We start from the raw sequence: 2,493 nt of genomic DNA on the forward strand, positions 1-2,493 counted from the left end.
CGTGCCCGCCTCGGACGGGAACGCGCTCTCGATCATCACCTGGTAGCGGCGCATGTCCACGATGTGGTCGACGTGCTCGATGTCCACCGGGCACTGCTCCACGCACGCCCCGCAGGTCGTGCACGACCACAGGACGTCGGGGTCGATGACCCCGTTGTCTTCGAGAGTGCCGATCAGGGGGCGTTCGGCCTCAGCGAGGGCCGCGGCGGGGACGCCGGCGAGCTGTTCCCCGATGGCCTTCTCCTCGCCCTCCATGGACTTGCCGCCGCCGGCGAGCAGGTAGGGGGCCTTGGCGTGCGCGTGGTCCCGCAGCGACATGATCAGCAGCTTGGGGGAGAGCGGCTTGCCGGTGTTCCAGGCCGGGCACTGCGACTGGCAGCGCCCGCACTCCGTACACGTGGAGAAGTCCAGCAGGCCCTTCCAGGAGAACTGCTCGACCTGGGAGACACCGAACACGTCGTCGTCGCCGGGGTCGGTGAAGTCGATCGGCCGGCCGCCGGACGTCATCGGCAGCAGGGCGCCGAGCGCGGTGGCGCCGTCCGCGTTGCGCTTGAACCAGATGTTGGGGAACGCCAGGAAGCGGTGCCAGGCGATGCCCATGTCGGTGTTCAGCGAGACGGTGATCATCCAGACGTAGGAGGTGGTGATCTTCAGGCAGGCGACGAGGTAGACGAGGTTGTGCAGGGTGGCGGTGTCCATCTCCCGGAAGCGGGCGAGCAGCGGGTAGGAGACGAAGAAGGAGGCCTGGTAGCCGTCGACGTGGTGCAGGGCGCCCTCCAGGGCGTGCAGCACCACGATGCACACGCTGACGATGACGATGACGGTCTCGACGAAGTACGCCTGGCCGACGTTGGAGCCGGCGAAGCGGGACTTGCGCCCGGGCTTGTTCGGCCTGCTGAGCCGGCGGACCGCGATCAGGACCAGGATGCCCAGGGCGGTCATCGTGCCGAGGAACTCGACGAGGACGTTGTAGGGCGTCCACTCGCCGATCACCGGCAGCAGCCAGTCCGGCCGGAAGAGCTGGCCGGTGGCGTTGACGAGGGTGATGAGCAGGGCGTAGAAGCCGACCGCCACGAACCAGTGCGCGACGCCGATGACGCCCCAGCGGTTCATCCGGGTGTGGGCGGCGAACTCCCCGGCCAGCGTGACGCTGCGGCGCCAGGGACGGTCGGTGCGCCGGCCCGCGGGCACGTCCTGGCCCAGCCGGACGAAGCGGTAAATGCGTAAGAGGGCACGGCCGAACAGGGCGAAGCCGGCCCCGGTCAGGGCCAGCGACACGATGATCGCGACGAGTTGCATGAGTGGGCTCCTCGAACCGGCGAAAAACCGGTTACCAGTCGGTAACTTAGGTGTTCCGTCCGAGGCTACCCACTCCCCGTGCCGCGGCGCAGCCGCAATCGCGCCGCCGTGCCCGCCACGCCCGCCGTCCGGCAACTCCCGTTGCCGGACGGCGGGTTCACACGGGACGGACGCCGACGCGGGCGCGGGCGGCGGGCAGCGCGAGGACGGCGGGCGCGCGCGCCGGGGCGGGCGGCGGGGTCTCGGGGGCGGCCACCAGGATCGACTGCTGCAGCCGGCGCAGCCGGGGCGAGGGTTCCAGGCCCAGGTCCCGCACCAGGGTGGTGCGCAGCCGGTGGTAGACGTCGAGGGCCTCACCGCGCCGGCCGGAGCGGTGCAGGGCCAGCATGAACTGGGCGTGCAGGTTCTCGTGGGTGGCGTAGCGGCTGGTCAGCACGGTGAGTTCGGCGAGGAGCTCGCGGTGGCGGCCCAGGCGCAGGTCGGCCTCGATGCGCTGGTCCAGCGCGCACAGCCGGCTCTCCTCCAGCCGCCGGGCCTCCGTCTCCAGCCGGGCGCCGGCGGGCACGCCGGCGAAGGCCGGGCCGGTCCACAGCAGGAGCGCCTCGCGCAGCAGGCGGGAGGCGTCCTTGTGCTCGCCGGCGTCCATGGCGCGGTAGCCCATCCCCGCGAGGCGTTCGAACTCCCGCACGTCGCTGGTCCCGCCGCCGGAGACGAGCAGGTACCCGCCGGGCACGGTGGCCAGCACGTCCTTGGCACCGCGCCGCACGGCGCCGGCGCCGGTGTCGGGGCCGCGCAGGGCGACGGTGATGAGTTCGCGCAGTTGCAGGACGTAGGTCTGCAGGGTGGTGCGCACGCTGCGCGGCGGGCGGCCCGACCACAGTTCGTCGACCAGGGCCGACACCGGCACCACCCGGTCGGCGTGCAGTGCCAGCAGGGCCAGGACCTGCCGCGGCTTGGGTGCGGTCGGAGCGATCGACACCCCGTTCTCCCTGACATCCAATGTGCCCAGTACGTCGATCTGCACGCCGTCGCCCCCTCGGTGGGTGTGTGCTGCCTTCCGGTACCCCGAGTACAAAACAGGCCGGACGGTTTGTCAATACCAAACCGCTCATGCTGTTTTGTTGCATCGTGCAGCCGGACCGGCACCGCTCCCCCGGCGGCTTCCGGGGTGCCGCCGGGGGAGCGGTGCCGGTC

General features: G+C 71.4%; 2 protein-coding genes. Both read right to left on the reverse strand.

The genetic code is table 11. The features are described from left to right. The coding region (locus tag JHN63_RS50650) for a (Fe-S)-binding protein (protein WP_200691876.1) at positions 1-1,299 on the reverse strand (1,299 nt) is incomplete at its 3' end. Between the two features lie 157 nt (positions 1,300-1,456). Then, positions 1,457-2,323, reverse strand: coding sequence for an AfsR/SARP family transcriptional regulator (locus JHN63_RS50655; RefSeq protein WP_200691877.1), 867 nt, complete (start codon positions 2,321-2,323; stop codon positions 1,457-1,459). Between the last annotated feature and the right edge of the window lie 170 nt (positions 2,324-2,493).

The organism is Streptomyces sp. MBT65, from assembly GCF_016612545.1.
Classification (GTDB): Bacteria; Actinomycetota; Actinomycetes; order Streptomycetales; family Streptomycetaceae; genus Streptomyces.